This window comes from Salinivibrio sp. ES.052 (assembly GCF_900141775.1).
In the GTDB taxonomy this organism is placed as follows: domain Bacteria; phylum Pseudomonadota; class Gammaproteobacteria; order Enterobacterales; family Vibrionaceae; genus Salinivibrio.
In genome coordinates, this window is record NZ_FSRI01000001.1 from 778173 (window position 1) to 792999 (window position 14827).

Annotated in this window: 13 protein-coding genes; 10 read left to right on the forward strand and 3 right to left on the reverse strand. The window is 46.0% G+C overall.

Annotation, left to right across the window (positions count from 1 at the left end; translation table 11 throughout):
* On the reverse strand, positions 1-1680 hold the full coding sequence (locus BUQ98_RS03660; RefSeq protein WP_074212542.1) for an aspartate:alanine antiporter: 1680 nt from the start codon (positions 1678-1680) through the stop codon (positions 1-3).
* Positions 1681-2208: 528 nt separating this feature from the next.
* Here BUQ98_RS03660 and BUQ98_RS03665 point away from each other — a divergent pair.
* The 7 genes from BUQ98_RS03665 (at position 2209) to BUQ98_RS03710 (ending at position 10607) form a co-directional block, all read left to right on the forward strand.
* Entirely contained in the window at positions 2209-3492 is a 1284-nt protein-coding gene (locus BUQ98_RS03665; RefSeq protein ID WP_074212543.1) for a hypothetical protein, read from the forward strand.
* A 282-nt stretch (positions 3493-3774) separates the two neighbouring features.
* The gene (locus tag BUQ98_RS03675) at positions 3775-3966 is read left to right on the forward strand and encodes a hypothetical protein (protein ID WP_074212545.1); all 192 of its coding nucleotides are present in this window, start codon (positions 3775-3777) and stop codon (positions 3964-3966) included.
* Positions 3967-4393: 427 nt separating this feature from the next.
* Entirely contained in the window at positions 4394-7468 is a 3075-nt protein-coding gene (locus BUQ98_RS03685) for a TrlF family AAA-like ATPase (protein WP_074212547.1), read from the forward strand.
* A gap of 531 nt (positions 7469-7999) precedes the next feature.
* Positions 8000-8452, forward strand: a complete 453-nt coding sequence (locus BUQ98_RS03695; protein ID WP_074212548.1) for a GNAT family N-acetyltransferase — start codon at positions 8000-8002, stop codon at positions 8450-8452.
* A 27-nt stretch (positions 8453-8479) separates the two neighbouring features.
* Complete coding sequence (locus tag BUQ98_RS03700) at positions 8480-9121, forward strand: LysE family translocator (protein WP_074212549.1); 642 nt, start codon at positions 8480-8482, stop codon at positions 9119-9121.
* Between the two features lie 121 nt (positions 9122-9242).
* Positions 9243-9731 carry a GNAT family N-acetyltransferase gene (locus BUQ98_RS03705; protein ID WP_074212550.1) on the forward strand — a complete coding sequence of 163 codons (489 nt, stop codon included), beginning with the start codon at positions 9243-9245 and terminating at the stop codon, positions 9729-9731.
* 60 nt (positions 9732-9791) lie between these two features.
* Positions 9792-10607: an arylamine N-acetyltransferase family protein gene (locus BUQ98_RS03710; RefSeq protein WP_074212551.1), complete on the forward strand. Its 816-nt coding sequence runs from the start codon at positions 9792-9794 to the stop codon at positions 10605-10607.
* A gap of 83 nt (positions 10608-10690) precedes the next feature.
* Here BUQ98_RS03710 and BUQ98_RS03715 read toward each other — a convergent pair whose 3' ends face one another.
* Positions 10691-11500: a sulfite exporter TauE/SafE family protein gene (locus BUQ98_RS03715; protein WP_074212552.1), complete on the reverse strand. Its 810-nt coding sequence runs from the start codon at positions 11498-11500 to the stop codon at positions 10691-10693.
* Positions 11501-11614: 114 nt separating this feature from the next.
* On the opposite strand from BUQ98_RS03715, the gene BUQ98_RS03720 reads away from it, so the two are divergent.
* Together BUQ98_RS03720 and BUQ98_RS03725 are read left to right on the forward strand one after the other, a co-directional pair.
* Complete coding sequence (locus BUQ98_RS03720) at positions 11615-12415, forward strand: AraC family transcriptional regulator (RefSeq protein ID WP_074212553.1); 801 nt, start codon at positions 11615-11617, stop codon at positions 12413-12415.
* The gene (locus BUQ98_RS03725; protein ID WP_074212554.1) at positions 12412-13434 is read left to right on the forward strand and encodes an alpha/beta hydrolase family protein; all 1023 of its coding nucleotides are present in this window, start codon (positions 12412-12414) and stop codon (positions 13432-13434) included. Before BUQ98_RS03720 ends, BUQ98_RS03725 begins: the two co-directional genes overlap by 4 nt.
* 95 nt (positions 13435-13529) lie before the next feature.
* Here BUQ98_RS03725 and BUQ98_RS03730 read toward each other — a convergent pair whose 3' ends face one another.
* Positions 13530-13796 carry a GrxA family glutaredoxin gene (locus tag BUQ98_RS03730; protein ID WP_074212555.1) on the reverse strand — a complete coding sequence of 89 codons (267 nt, stop codon included), beginning with the start codon at positions 13794-13796 and terminating at the stop codon, positions 13530-13532.
* Positions 13797-14042: 246 nt separating this feature from the next.
* Between BUQ98_RS03730 and nfsA the strand changes: the two genes are divergently transcribed.
* Positions 14043-14765 carry an oxygen-insensitive NADPH nitroreductase gene (gene nfsA, locus BUQ98_RS03735; RefSeq protein WP_074212556.1) on the forward strand — a complete coding sequence of 241 codons (723 nt, stop codon included), beginning with the start codon at positions 14043-14045 and terminating at the stop codon, positions 14763-14765.
* The last annotated feature ends 62 nt before the right edge of the window (positions 14766-14827 follow it).

A 14827-nucleotide genomic window follows, 5' to 3' on the forward strand; every position in this document is an offset into this window, starting at 1 on the left:
TTACACCAAAATAATCATCAAGGTGCCAGCCAAGGTCAAAATAACGTTGGCAATCGCGTAAGTGCCGGCATAGCCCAGAGCGGGAATAGTACTGCGGGCATGCTCATTGATCATATCCATCGCCGGCGCACAGGTTCTTGCCCCGATGATCGCGCCAAACAAGAGCGCGCGGTTCATCTTCAGCAAATACGCACCAATCAAATAGGCGACAATCACCGGAATAACACTGATCACAATGCTGGCCAAGATCACCGAAAAACCCATGTCCGCGATGTAATCAAACAGCCGACTACCGGCACTCAGTCCAATGCCAGCCATAAAGGTCATGAGGCCGAGATCTTTCACCATATTCAGCGCCCCTTGGGGAACATAGCCGAAAGTGGGGTGGTTGGCACGTAAAAAGCCGAGGCTGATCCCCGCCAACAGCAAGCCAGCGGCATTACCCAGGCCAAAGGTCACTTGACCGAAGGTGAGGGTGATCATCCCCAAGCCCAGCCCCAAAATAAAGAAGCAGCAAAAGGCGAGCAAATCCGACATCTGGCTATGAATCGAAATAAAGCCGATGCGGTCGGCCAAGCCTTTTACGCGGCTTTTCTCACCACTGATTTGCAGCACATCGCCTTTGTTGAGGATAATCCCTTGGTCCATCGGCATCTCAACCTGAGCGCGCACCACTCGGTTTAAAAAGCAGCCGTATTCCGACAAGTTTAAATCCGACAGCTTTTTCTGCGCCACGCTGTCGTTTTTTACCACGATTTCTTCCTCGACAATGCGCAAGTCGAGCAGATCGCGGTCAAACACTTCTTTACCGTTACGGAAGCTCGGGTCCAGCCGCGCATGGCTGTCGGGATAACCCACCAAGGCAATCTCGTCGCCTTGCTGCAAAATGGCATCCCCATCAGGGTTAGCCAAAATACCGTTACGGCGAATACGCTCGATATAACAGCCGGTTTGGCGATAAATACCTAGCTCACGCAGGTTGCGGCCATCAATCCAATCGATCAATTCAGGCCCCACCCGATAGGCGCGAATAATGGGTAAATAGACCTTACGCTGTGATTCACTGCCCAAGCCGCGCTCAATCGCAATCTGTTGGGCGGAGTGCTCAAGGTTATGGCGCTGCAACTTCGGCATCAATTTCGCCAGCACAATCAAGCTCACCAGGCCGGTGAGGTAAGCCATGGCATAGCCGACACTGAGGTTATCAATCATCATCCCCAGCTGTTCGCCTTCCGCGCCGGTTAAGCCGGAGTTAAGCGCATCTTTAGCGCCGACCAATACCGGGGTGGCAGTGAGCGCACCGGCCATCATGCCGGTGGCAATGCTGATATCCAACCCCAAATAGTTTTGGAAGAACAGGGTTAAGCCAATGGCACTGAGTAACACCGCCAAGGCAAGCAATAGGTATGATTTTCCGTCACGGAAAAAGACGCCAAAAAAGTTCGGCCCCGCCTCAATTCCCACGCAGTAGATAAACAGCATAAAGCCGATGCTGAGGGTTTCGGGCGAGAAGGTGAACCCCGCGTTGCCAAAAATGATTGCGGTAAACAACACGCCGATGGATCCGCCGAGTTGCACACTACCAATTTTGATCTTTCCGACTGCGAGGCCGAGGGCGAGAACCACAAAAAGGAGTAAAATATCGTTTTGGAGCAGGAGGTTATTGACGTCTATATTCACAGCACAAATATCCAGCAGCGTGCGGAGGAGATTAAAGTGGTGAAAATTATACCAACCTTAATCACACTTTGTTGTACAAATTTGGTGAAATAAAGATTAATTTTGCGTAAAAAAACACCAGTTGCACGTTTTTTGGAAGCATCCACAAAAAATGGCAGCCCCGACTGGCTTTTTAGACCCAACCAACACGCCCGCAAGATCTCGGCCAAATCCTCGAAGCAATCTCACAGAATTAGCGCTAGCTAACATTTTGGACATTAGGGAATGAAAACGTTATCACGCCTCTGTTAGGCTAATCCTTACTACAAAAAGGGAAATGGCCTATCGGGTGCCCAAAACCGGCGGGCGGTAGCGTGGGGGGCAGTGAATCCGCCATGATAGGCAGCATGCACACTTTCGTAGAGAAGGAAACTATTTGATTGGTTGAAAATTTTCATATCAAATATTTAAGTATGAAAATTATTTTTGCCGGTTATAACAAACCGAGTGTTCCTACTAATACATTGTGATCCAGTAAATGAGGGAGTTATGCAAACAATCAGATCAAATCTGACTCGATTAAAAAGACTAGCCGAGAAAAATCTCCCAGAAGGAGATGATATATTTGGTTACTCCGGTATTAGTAAGTCTCTTATTATTGACTTCATTGACCATTCTTATGAATTAAGCTACGAGTTAGTCGATTTAGAACCACATTTTGAAATAACCGTATTAAAGCGGAAAGTTTCTAAATTAATAAGTGTTTGCAAGGACTATTTAAACGATGATGCAAAGGGTTTTTTGAAAGAAAAGAAATTTGATGCCTTTATTGATAGCCTGACTGAAATTAGAGATCAAGTGAGATTTACCTATATCGTTGTAGTTGACAAATCACTTCGAAAAGAAGCCGCTGCGGCAGAAATAAAAGAAAACTATGAGAGACTGAAGAAATCATATGAGGAGTTCGAAGATAGATTTAGAACGGTTGATCAATCCTTGCAAAGTGTAACTGAAAATCAAGAAAAAATTGAAGAAGTTAAGAACGAGCTTTTAGTTCTATTGGAAACCTCTAGAGGGAACTCAGATGATATATCCTCGTTTAGAGTAGAATGTGAGTCAAATAGCGAGTCAATTGAAAAGCACGAAGACGAAGCTAGATCGAAAAAGGAATTTTTAATTGAATCGTCCGAAAAGCTAAATAATCTAATAACAAAGTCTCAAGACTTGAAATCTGAATCTGACTCTATGTTGGGTACGATAAATTCCCTTTCGGAAGAGCTTAAAGAGCAGATCCAGTTGAATTCAGAAAAGCAAAAAGAGATACAGGATACACTAGGAAATGCTAATAGAGTTGGAATGGCAGGTTCCTTTAAGACTAGAAAAGAAGAGTTGAATAAACCTATTTTAATGTGGGGAGTGATATTCGCCCTAGCGATAGTGTTGATATTTAGTGTGGCTGTTTACTTTATTACTCCAGCATTAAAATCAGATGGAGATATTGCTTATTGGAGTATTTTCACTAAGTTGTTATTAGCTACTCCTTTTGTTTGGTTGGCTTGGATGAGTGCGAAACAATACGGTTATCTCTCTCGTATTAGAGAAGATTACGCTTACAAATACGCATCTGCTATGGCTTTTGAGGGATATAAGAAGCATGCTATAGAAGTAGAAGATGGATTACTTCATGAGCTTCTATCAATTTCCATCGCAAACCTCTCTCAAAATCCAATTAGACTTTTTCAGTCAAAAGACAATCATGCGAGCCCTATTAACGAATTGGTAAAAGAAGTTTTTGGAAGGGTATCTAAAAGTAATAGTGATAAGAATAGGTAGAAAGTCTACTAATCCACTCTACTTGCGCTTCATTTTAGTGGCTAGAGTATGAGAAATAAGCCGTTTTTTGTGAATTTTAGGGCACTGCTTTGACAGTGTTTGTAGTAGGATTTGGTCATCTGCATCGTTTGCATCACTATTGAATCTGTCTGTGTCGGGTGTGTTTTTGGAGAAATTCATTAGATCAGAGGGAGCGATGTGCATCTACCTCATTGTTTCAAAAAAGATTTATGAGGGGGTTCGCTAGAGCGCGGAGTTAGCTTACATAATGAGGTCCAGAGTATGAAGTTTTTGATTGATTATGAATGTAGAAATGGAAATGGTGTTTCGAATGAACAATTTGAGATCGAGTTGGATCATGAGCCTAATATGATGGACTCCGATTTAATTCTTGAGGCACTGAAAGATTCTACGAAATATCACCAAGAGGGTATTGGTGGTGTAAGTATTACTTCAATATCCTTGATTTTGTAACAAGCTCTGTATCTAAAATGTCTACTGATGGAATATTATTATGATTTGCAATAAACCACATAGGTATAACCAAGATTTTGAATTACTGCCAGATGACCAGAGCAAATTTAATGGACGTCATAAGTGCGTTGGTTGCGCTTATGAGCGAGGATTTGAATTAGGACTCGCTAGAGCGCAAACATTGAGCATAGATTACTCAACGTTACCTGACAGTCAAGCCGGAGCAGGAAGGCATAAAAGTGTGCAGGCCGCTTTTGCTGACGGGTATCGCCAAGGAATTTTAGCTTCGTACGATGTAAGCTAACAAAGCGCTGCTGGCGGACAATTTTTCCGCTGCACACCAAAATTGCCGCAGAGCGCGGCGTTACATGCTCTAAGTGCTTCACGCTTGTTGCCTCATATTGAATAAAAAGGAATAAGATCTTACATGATGGACAGAAATTACAATCGAGGGTCAGAGTGGCGAAAATGGGATCTTCATATTCATACTCCAGCTTCTTTCCATTGGGAGGGCCCACAATTTACCTCTAACGCAGATTCACCTGAGAACACCCAGATAGTTGATGAAATGATTCATGCATTAAATGCTGCCGAGCCAGCGGTGTTCGCCATCATGGATTATTGGACGTTTGATGGGTGGTTCGCATTAAAACGCCGTTTAGCTCAACCAGAAGCCCCAAGACTAGAAAAGACAGTTTTCCCTGGTATTGAGTTACGGTTGGTTGCTCCTATGGAAGGACGGCTTAATGCTCATGTTTTGTTCTCAGATAAAATTGATGATCAGGAGCTAAGGGATTTTCGTGCTGCGTTGCATGTTGCGTTAATCAATAGACCACTTTCCGATTTCTCACTGAAATCTCTTGCTCGCACTGTAGGAGAGGACTTTTTACGTACCAGAGGCTTCGATAAAAATGAAGTAGATCAGAGTGATGAGGTTGCGTTAAAAGCAGGTTCAACTGTCGCGGAAATAACATGCGAGAGCTACAAACAGGCGCTTCGCAGTGTGCCTAACGGACTGGCTCTTGGCTTTATGCCATTTAATACCAACGATGGAATAGCCGCTGTAGAATGGCAGGAACACTACGCTTATGTGCTCGAGTTGTTCGACACATCACCAATTTTTGAAACGAGGACCCCTGCTCTGTGGGCTGCTTTTGCTGGGATTGAGACTGAGGAAAACAAGAATTGGATAAGTAACTTTCAATACGCATTGGGAAATATACCTAGGCTTGCCGTATCGGGGAGCGACGCACATAGGTTCACTGGTGAGCTAGGGAAATGCAACCGTCGCGGTTACGGTGACTACCCTTCAGATAAAACCACGTGGATCAAAGCCAATCCAACATTTGAGGGGTTAAAGCAAGCCATTAAAGAGCCAGCTAAACGCTCATTTATCGGGTCAACGCCTCCGAAGTGTTTATTGGTTAAAAATAACCGAAGCCAATTTATTGATAAACTGGAGGTTATAAAGAACAGTGATTCGCCGACTACTGACCCATGGCTTGATGGAACAGAACTGGCCCTAAATTACGACATGGTTGCCATTATCGGGAATAAAGGGAGTGGTAAAAGTGCGCTCGCAGATATTACCGCACTACTTGGAAACTCAAAGCAAAGCCATCACTTTTCTTTCTTAAAAGAAAATCGTTTTAGAGGAAAAACCGGCGAGCCTGCCAAAAATTTCAAGGCAAAGATTACTTGGGTTGATGAGCAAGAGCTAGAAAAAAGTCTCAACGAAAATCCTGCTACTGAAAATGTCGAGCTCGTTAAATATATCCCTCAGGGCCATTTTGAAGAGCTCTGTAACTCCCATGTTTCGGGCAAATCAAGCGCTTTTGAAAATGAATTGAGGTCTGTGATTTTCTCTCATGCCGATGAGTCAATTCGTTTAGGTGCTTATGATTTCGATCAACTTATTGAGCAACAAGAAAGCTCATTAAGAAGCAATTTAGAAAGCCTACGTAGCGAATTACATAAGATTAACTGGCAGATAGAGTCAGTTGATAACCAGATGACCGACGAGGTGCGTAAAGGTATAGAAGAGCAGCTAAATCAAAAGAAAAGGTTGCTTGAAGAACATTTAAAGAATCGACCTCCTGAAGTTCCTGAGCCAACAGATAAGCTTTCCCCTGAACAGCAAAAAGCAGCAGAAAATTTGGCTTCTATTTCTACAGAGCTTGAAGATATAAAAAATAAGCGAAAAGAATATCAAGAAGAAGTTGCCAATCTTGCTGCCAAACGAAAGGCATGTAAAAGCATCAAAGAAGGACTTGAGGTTGTTGAACGAGCGGTTAAGCAGTTTAGTTCAGAGTTTGATATCGACCTTGAGCTGTTAGGTTTAGAGGTTAGCAATCTCATTAAATTCCAAGTCGATAAACATTCAATATCTGACATCGAAAAGTCGACATCTGCTCGCGATGTTGAGTTAAAAGCCGGCATCCAAAAACTAGAAGCTGATGAAAAGGCACTTGAAAACAAGAGAGCGTCTTTAAATGCTCAATTAAATGCTCCTCAACAATCACACCAGAAATATTTGGATCAACTAAAACTTTGGGAAGAAAGAAAATTTGAATTAGAGGGCAGTAAAGAGGCACCTGATTCTCTTGAAGGTCTCAAGAATAGAAAGGAACAATTAGAGGAGCTTCCTATACGAAGAGATAGGCTGAAAGATGAAAGAATATTGCTAGCAGGAAGAGTTTATGACATCTTGGAAGAACAAAGAAAGAAACGCGAAGCTCTATTTGAACCTGTTCAGTCACTCATTCAAAATAATTCTCTGATACGTGATGAGTATAAATTACAGTTTAGTGCGGAGCTGAGCACAACTATTGATCAGGTATCAACGAAGCTATTCTCCTTTATAAAGCAAGCATCTGGTGAGTTTAGGGGAGAGTCGGAGAGTTTGTCTGTGATAAAGGATTTAATTGATAGGCATAACTTTGACGATAAAGAATCAGTGCTTTCGTTTGTATCTGAGTTAAATAATAAACTTGAAGCAGCATCAAAAAATGAAGCTGGAATTGCATCAATCTTACGCAAAGATCGAGATGCACATGAGGTATATAATTTTATTTTTAGCTTGGAATACCTTGAACCAAGATACACTTTGACGTTTCAGGATGCTCAAATTGAGCAGCTTTCCCCGGGTCAGCGAGGAGCATTGCTTCTTATATTCTATTTGCTTGTAGATAAAGGCAATAACCCAATAATTCTAGATCAGCCGGAAGAGAATCTAGACAATGAAACAGTTGTTAGCTTGCTTGTTCCAGTGTTAACAGAGGCAAAACAAAAGCGGCAGATAATCATGGTAACACATAACCCAAACCTTGCGGTTGTATGTGATGCTGAGCAAATAATTCACTGTGAATTTGATCGGAGAAATGGACACAGGATCACATATACCCCGGGGGCGATTGAATGCAGTGTAATGAAAAATAGAGTTGTTGATGTGCTAGAAGGAACGATGCCTGCATTTGATAACAGAAGGGTTAAGTATCACTAACGAGATGTAACAACAAATTATTGGAGAGTGAATCTTGAAATATTTAGTTTATAATACTGATGGTAGAGCCCATGGAAAGATTTATAAATCCATCAGAGAAGGCGCATTTTTTGATCTTGATAAATCTCAACATGGCTGGGAGTGTTTTTCTAGAATAAAAAAGGAGATGTCTTTTTTGTTATTAACGGAAACCGACGTATAGCGGTTGGATATGAAGTAATCCATATTGAGGAAACGGTTGTACTAGGTGACCACCCTAAAACTGGAGACAAGGTAATTGGCACTATTGGCGGTGATACTCGCGTGTTATTTGGCCGGCCGATAAAACGAGTAGATAAAGAATATTCCCTATTTGTTAAAAAAAAATAATATTGAAAGCTCTAAGTTAAACCCAGGAACGGGAAAGATGCGCCAAGGATTCAACTGTGCAGAGTTTTTTGACCGGGTTTATATTTGGAGGATTTTTCAGGATTGATGTCAAATTTTAGTTGAGTTTATCTTTAAAGCATCCAATTCAAACAAGGACGCGTTTTGAACACCATTAGAAAAGCTAACCCAAACGACGCACAGGCTATTTTTGATTTAAAAAGCCGTGCTATTTTAGCTAAGTGTTCGGCACACTATACGGAAGAACAGCTTTCACTTTGGGCGCACGGTAGCGTGTCTGAGCGTTTTATTGACGACGTGGTTGATACGTTTTATGTCTCTGAAATAGACGGGCAGGTAATCGGTAGCGGTAAGCTCAACACACAAACAGATGTAGTCGATGCCATCTTTGTTGAGCCAGATTACAGTGGCAGGGGCGCGGCGAAAAAGATGCTTCAGTTTTTAGAGCACCTAGCGAAAGAGCAGGACTTGCGATTGCTAACGCTCAATGCAGCGCCTTTTTATCGCGCATGCGGCTTCGTGGGCGATGAGGTATCAACGTATCACTCCCCAAAAGGGATCCGTTTGGATTGCGTGCCGATGGAAAAACCACTGTAAACACAACATCGATAATAAGGAGCAAGGATGACTGATGTTTTATCACTCGTTTCAATAGGGTTCGCATTTTTTGTTGTTGCGGTCTCCCCGGGGCCGGCGAACATCTCCAATGCAACCATCGCCATGAGTAAGGGGCGAAAAGTTAGCCTTGTTTACGGCGCAGGGTTATCCATTGGGCTGCTGTTTTGGGGCATTGTCGCCGCCAGTGGCTTGGGTGTGGTGCTACAAGGGTCGGTATATTTACTCATGCTGTTAAAAATCGTGGGTGGCGTTTATCTTCTATGGCTGGCTTACCTTTCTTTTAAATCATCCTTTAACGCCGCCGCGACGGTCTCTACAAACGATAGCCAAGAAGTGGGATACCGAAAGTGGTTTGTTCGTGGCGTGGTTTTAAATTCCTCTAACCCTAAAACCGTGGTGGCATGGATGGCGGCTTTATCGGTTGGGATGGGTTCAAGCAGCGATGGGCTATTTCTTGTCGCTGCGGTGCTGACTTGTATGCTGGTCGGCTTTTTGGTGAATGGGATGTACTCCCTGTTGTTTTCAATCAACGGCGTGATGAACGTCTACCAAAAAGTGGCGCATTGGGTTGAGCGGGTAGTGGCTGGGATCTTTGCGCTGGCAGGATTAGGATTGCTGCGCTCCGCCTTTAGCCGCAATCCTGCGTGAAGGCGTGACACACAAGGCGCTAGAGTAACGTGTTATTGCTAGGTGCGCGGGACTCAGCCCTTTGATAAAGAAAATTGTCGCGCTATTACTGACGTAATCATGAGTATCGGAACCTCAATAAATGACACTCAGAGCCTTCACTCAATCGGACTATGAGCGATTGATAAACTGGATCGACTCAGACGAATTAAACTACCAATGGGGTGGCCCAACCTTCGATTTTCCGTTAAACGCGCACCAGCTTAGCCAGCATTGTGCACAACCCGACGTGTGGCCTTTTATGTTTTCTGTCTCGGGGGAGAGCGCGGGATACGCAGAGTTGGTCAAAACCAGTGAGGATCACTTTCGCATTTGTCGTGTTTTTATCGCTAAGCCGTTTCGCGGTCAAGGCATCGCCAATCAAATGCTCTGCCAGCTTATTCAATTGGCCACGTCAGAATATCGTGCTGACGCGTTATCGCTCGCAGTGTTTGAGCACAACACCGCGGCTAAACGGTGCTATGAGTCATTGGGGTTTGTGGTCACTTCTCGAGAAAGCGGTATGCGTTCATTTCGCGGTGAGTCATGGGTATTGCTACGTATGGAAAAGTCGCTCTTATCATCCGATTAACGCTTTACCTCAACCTAACTTGAGGTGTTAATCTGGTGCCATTCACATAAGGAGTCGACGATGACATCAGCACCCATGATTGAACAGTATTTACACCGCCTCGCGTTGAGTGAGGCGAAGGGCGTGGCACTGGTCACTGAGCTCATTGAAAAGCACTTGGCGCGGTATGCGTTCTCTAGCCTTAATGCCTTGGCAGGGCAGTCGCTTTCTTTACAGACCGATGCATTGTTTGAACGGTTGGTGGTGAACCAACAAGGCGGCTATTGCTTTGAGCACAATAAAATTGCCTACCTTGCCCTGAAACATTTGGGGTTTGATGTGCGCAGTGTGCTGGCGCGAGTGATGCTTAATGGTAAACCTACCAATCCTCGTACTCACCGTATGAATGTGCTTGAGCTCGATGGCGAGACCTATCTAGTGGACGTTGGTTTTGGCAATAAAACCCCGCGCGGGTTACTCAATATCAACCAGAGCACCTGCACTATTGGGCACGATACCTATCAAATCACGCGCAATGGCGATGTGGTGACGGTGGTATTACACGAGCCCGATCAACCGCCATTAACACTGTACGAGGTTGAGCTTTATGACGTAGTAGAAGCCGACTTTGAAGTGGCGCATTTCTATTCTCATCAACACCCCGATGCGGTTTTCGTCAATAACCTCGTGGTGTCATTGATCACCGCTTCACACTGCTATTTGATTCGTAATCAGCAGTTTTTGGTCTGGGATGCGGCAGGGCAACTTGTCACCGATAAAAACATCGATAGCGTCGAGGCATTAACCCAGTTGGTTCACGAGGTGTTTTTATTGCAACCGCCCAAAGCGGTGTTGGAAACCGCGTTTGCACAGGTGGCGGCCAACGCGGCGGCGTAAAAAACGATACGCAACTTTGTGTATTAAGCCAAAAGCCAGCACATTGCTGGCTTTTTGGTTTGTGAATCGTTATCGGTTTGGCGTTAACCCTGCAAAACATGCATGAGCATTTTGATACTGAGCAAGAGGGATAGCACGCCTAGCGTCTTTTTCAGTTTATCGGCGGGCAAACGTGCAGCACAGGCTACACCCAGTGGTGCCGAGAAGTAACTGGCGAGCGAGAACAGCACCACCGAGGGAAGGTAAATATAGCCAAATGTGAGTTGCTCCGGTGTAGTGTTTTCCCAGCCGTTGAGCAAATACCCCAAGGTGCCCGTGATGGCGAGTGGAAACCCAATCGCTGCCGAGGTGCCAACCGCGTTTTTTACTGCTAAGTTTTGGCCGATTAAATACGGGACGATCATGCCGGCGCCGCTGACTGAGACGAGGGCAGAAATGGTGCCAATCAGTGTGCCAACCGCGACATTACCTGCCGGTCTGTGAGGCGTTAAGTTGGCTTGTGGGCGTTTGGGTTGGAACATTTTGTAAGCCACATAAAGCATAAACAGACTAAAAAAGAGAGCGAGTGCCACACCGTTGACGGCCGCGGCTATGGTGGTGGCGATAAAGGTGCCGGCCATCACACCGATCGCCATGTTAGTGGCAAGTGATGTATGGACATGGCCTTTGGCATAATGGGCACGCATACTACTGAAGGTGGTGAACACCATCGCGGCCATTGAGCTCCCGAGCGCCATATGGACGACGTGTTGGTCGCCAATCCCTTGCGCGGCAAACAATAAGGTAAAGGCTGGCACTGTTAACCCACCTCCTCCCACACCCACTAAACCGGCAATAAAGCCAACGCCGACCCCTAATAACGCGTAATAAATGGCGAATGTTACGTCGATCATCGACCGTTCCTTTTTTTGCTAACCACAAGGCTTCACTGTAGGGTGTTATTGCATTGGCATGTTAATGCGCTTTGGCCTAATAATAATGAAATATGGCCAAGCAGGGAGAGCGGTATGGGCGTTTGGGAGACAAGTGAGAGAGCGTCAGGCGCGGCGCTGATCACCTGTTCGTGGTCACGTGAGGCTGATAATGGTAAAAGAGACACAAAGCGCTATCACTGGCACAGGCACCATAGAGGGCAGCTTTTATGTGTGCAATCGGGGCTGGTGCAGATAAAAACGGCCGAGGGCACATGGGTGTTGCCGCCGTCACGCGCTGGCTGGATCCCGCCCAACGCGAAACATAGTGTGCTTTTTTGTAATGCGGTGAGCGGCTATTCGGTGTTACTTTTGCCTGCCGTATGCCAATCGTTGCCGAATCGCCCCCAAGTGGTCGGGTTGAATCAAATGCTGGAGTCGATGGTGATACGAAGCGCGGGATGGGATCAAGCGCAGCTCACTGCGGAGAACCGACGCATTGCTGATGTGATCATTGATGAAATCCGCACTGCAGAGGCTGAAGCGCTTTATCTACCGATGCCAACCGATCCGCGATTAGTGCGTGTTGCCGAGGCGATTTTACGTCAGCCCGATAGTAAAAATACCGCGGAGCAGTGGGCCGAAGTGGGAGCATTGTCAGCCCGAACACTGCGACGTTTAATGCCGGCCGAAACCGGCCTGACTTTTGTGCAATGGCGACACCAAGCGCAGTTGAATCACGCATTAGCACTATTGGCGCAAGGTGAACGGGTGGGCGATGTGGCCTTTGCATTAGGTTACGCGACCCCAAGTAATTTTATCGCCATGTTTAAAAAGGCAATGGGGCATCCCCCGGCCTATTATTTTTCTGGCTCACAGCGTAAGGACGTGCGATGAATATAAAACGATGGTTTACGGCAATGGTTGGGCTGGCATTGTCCTTCACTGTGAGTGCCAAGGAGTTTGCAACCAGTGGTTTGGCTTCACAGACGGTGTTTAACCCCGAGCGTGAATCGACGATCGAGGTGGATATTTGGTATCCCACCACATTGGATTCAACCCATTTTGAGTTCGGCAAAAACAAAGTATTTGTAGGGACGAAAACCAACCTAAATGCGCCGGTTGCGTCGGGCAAACACCCTGTTGTGCTATTGGCACATGGCGGCATGCGTGCAGCGCCCTTCCACGCGGGGTGGGTGGCGTCCGGTTTGGCCAAAGCGGGATTTATCGTGGTGGTGCCGCAGCAAGTTGGGTTTTCGGCCGCGAATGTTACGTCGGCACCCAGTGAGTTGTGGTTGCGGCCGAGCGATCTATCAATCAGTTTGACGCATCTCATAGATACCGCGCCGTTTAAGCAGGCTATCGACACTGACCATGTGTATGGGGTTGGGTTTTTCTTAGGCGGCACGTCCATGCTGTCACTGGCAGGGGCGAAGTTTGATCCGGCGCTTTACAAGCAATCTTGCACACAGGAAGGGGTGAATATTGATTGCCAATGGCTCCAGAAAAACCAGGTGGATTTGAGCAAGGTGTCTGAGCCCATGCTTGGCCGCTCCAATCACGATGATCGAATCAAAGCCATTGTGGCGATTAATCCTGAATTAACCAAAACATTGGATGCACAGAGCCTTGGTGACATCAAGGTGCCCGTGAAAGTAATGGATATTCGTGGCCGTCATGCTGCGCTGCCGGAACTGGAGGTGGCCGAATCCATCGCCGCGATTCCGAATATGACGTCAATGACAACGCCGCATACCACTATTTTTAGTGCGTTTAGTCGGTGTACGGAAAAAGGTGTGCAGATATTAGCATTGGAAGGGGAAGGCAATCTTTGCCAAACGTCAGCGCAACAACCCCGAGAAGAGGCGCACAGGCTGATTATGAACGCGATTACCCGCTTTATTGATCACCAATGACGGGCTGACTGGTGCATATGTGCAAGGTCGTCACGAACACAGAACACAAAAAAACCAGCCAATGAGCTGGTTTTTTTAATCGGTCACTCGGCAGATTAGTCTTGGAAAAGGCCGAGGTTTTCTTTGGCGTAGGCTTCAAATTCGGTAAAGCCGCCAACGTGCTCTTGATCAACAAAGATTTGTGGCACGGTTTCAACCGGCTTGCCGACCGTTTTTTCTAGGTCGGCTTTGCTGATACCTTCTGCGTGAATATCAACGTAGCGATAGTTAAAATCTTCACGGTTTGTTTTCAGTTCTTCAGCCAAATCTTTTGCGCGAACACAGAACGGGCAGCCAGGGCGACCAAAAATCACGACCAACATATTCATCTCCTTTAGCGTTAATGGCGATACTATGCCTGATGGGCGAGCGTTAGAAAAGACGAATTTCCCTTTTGCACCAATAGGAAAAACCGATGATAAGGCCTAATGCGTGCCAGGGCAGGTGGCTGTACGTTTGCCGGTTAAACGCGATGGAAGACGTAGGGCCGGGTGATTGCTTCGCTGTGTATAAAGGTGTAAAACCATCAAGTCCCGCTTTTACGGCTCAACGTCAAATAAGGAAGCACAATGAATCCAACGATTGAGACACTTCTTTCTCACCGCTCTATTCGCAAATTTACTCAAGATGCCATTTCTCCCGAGCAATTAACCCAGGTTATTGATGCGGCGCGCGCGGTATCCAGCTCAAGCTTCTTACAGTGCACCAGCATTATCCGTGTGACGGACAAAGAAAAACGACGCTTATTGGCGGAATACGCGGGCAACCAAGCGTATGTGGCCGATTGTGCGGAGTTTTTAGTGTGGTGTGCGGACTTCCATCGCCACGAGCAAATCAACCCTAATGCTAAATTAGGTTTTACCGAGCAGACGTTAATTGGGGCGATTGATAGCGCGCTCATGGCGCAAAATGCGATGGTGGCGGCGGAGTCGATGGGCCTAGGCGGCGTGTATATCGGCGGCTTACGCAATCAGCCGGAAAAGGTGGCCGAGTTGTTGGCGATGCCGAATCACGTGATGCCTTTGTTTGGTATGTGCTTGGGTGTGCCGGCGCAAGATCCCGAACCCAAGCCTAAATTACCTGCACAGCTTTTGGTGCACGAAAACAGCTATCAAGCCATCGATGAGGCGGCGCTAAGCGACTATGACAACCAAGTGCGCGAGTATTATCAAACGCGCACGGGCGGCAATAAAGACATGAGCTGGAGTGAGCAGATCTCCGCCACGCTAGAAAAAGAAGCGCGCCCGTTTATGAAAGACTTTTTGCACAGTAAAGGCTTTAGTACCCGCTAAAGTGTTGCGACGTATCGCTTGAATAAAAAAGCAGCGTTTTGCTGCTTTTTTATTGTTATAAA

Bases quoted from the DNA above. Each gene is read 5' to 3' on its own strand.
- BUQ98_RS03665 (WP_074212543.1), top strand. From the start codon at position 2,209: ATGCAAACAATCAGATCAAATCTGACTCGATTAAAAAGACTAGCCGAG.
- BUQ98_RS03675 (WP_074212545.1), top strand. From the start codon at position 3,775: ATGAAGTTTTTGATTGATTATGAATGTAGAAATGGAAATGGTGTTTCG.
- BUQ98_RS03685 (WP_074212547.1), top strand. From the start codon at position 4,394: ATGATGGACAGAAATTACAATCGAGGGTCAGAGTGGCGAAAATGGGAT.
- BUQ98_RS03700 (WP_074212549.1), top strand. From the start codon at position 8,480: ATGACTGATGTTTTATCACTCGTTTCAATAGGGTTCGCATTTTTTGTT.
- BUQ98_RS03705 (WP_074212550.1), top strand. From the start codon at position 9,243: ATGACACTCAGAGCCTTCACTCAATCGGACTATGAGCGATTGATAAAC.
- BUQ98_RS03710 (WP_074212551.1), top strand. From the start codon at position 9,792: ATGACATCAGCACCCATGATTGAACAGTATTTACACCGCCTCGCGTTG.
- BUQ98_RS03715 (WP_074212552.1), bottom strand. From the start codon at position 11,500: ATGATCGACGTAACATTCGCCATTTATTACGCGTTATTAGGGGTCGGC.
- BUQ98_RS03720 (WP_074212553.1), top strand. From the start codon at position 11,615: ATGGGCGTTTGGGAGACAAGTGAGAGAGCGTCAGGCGCGGCGCTGATC.
- BUQ98_RS03725 (WP_074212554.1), top strand. From the start codon at position 12,412: ATGAATATAAAACGATGGTTTACGGCAATGGTTGGGCTGGCATTGTCC.
- BUQ98_RS03730 (WP_074212555.1), bottom strand. From the start codon at position 13,796: ATGTTGGTCGTGATTTTTGGTCGCCCTGGCTGCCCGTTCTGTGTTCGC.
- nfsA (WP_074212556.1), top strand. From the start codon at position 14,043: ATGAATCCAACGATTGAGACACTTCTTTCTCACCGCTCTATTCGCAAA.